The sequence below is a fragment of the Nocardioides cremeus genome (genome assembly GCF_030518195.1).
Taxonomy (GTDB): Bacteria; Actinomycetota; Actinomycetes; order Propionibacteriales; family Nocardioidaceae; genus Nocardioides; species Nocardioides cremeus.
This window is the reverse complement of the sequence record NZ_JAULSC010000357.1, coordinates 1-273: the sequence shown is the minus strand read 5'-3', so window position 1 is coordinate 273 and position 273 is coordinate 1. Positions and strand designations below refer to the sequence as shown.

Here is a 273-nt window from a genome sequence, read left to right as displayed (position 1 = left end):
CTGCTTCGCCGGACTGAGTGTCCACCGGTAGGTGCGCAGGGCGCCGATCAGGATGGCTTGGGCGATATTGAGTCTCACTCGTTCCTCTTAAGTAGCTTACCTTGCCGCAAAACGGAAAGAAAATCGCGTTCCACTTGCTGAAACTCCTTCCCCACAATGGAGGCTCGGCCAATCAAAACCATGGCCACGGGTTCCTGAAAGTCGTGCTGGTGAAGCCGGAACGCTTCCCGAAGGAGGCGGCGGGCCCGGTTGCGAACGTTGGCTTTGCCCAGC

Annotated in this window: 1 protein-coding gene; it reads right to left on the bottom strand. The window is 58.6% G+C overall.

Going from position 1 to position 273, the window contains the following annotated elements; translation table 11 throughout:
• Positions 1 to 74: 74 nt before the first annotated feature.
• Positions 75 to 272, bottom strand: coding sequence for a ribonuclease P protein component (locus tag QWJ41_RS22290; RefSeq protein ID WP_369292746.1), 198 nt, complete (start codon positions 270 to 272; stop codon positions 75 to 77).
• Position 273 lies beyond the last annotated feature (1 nt).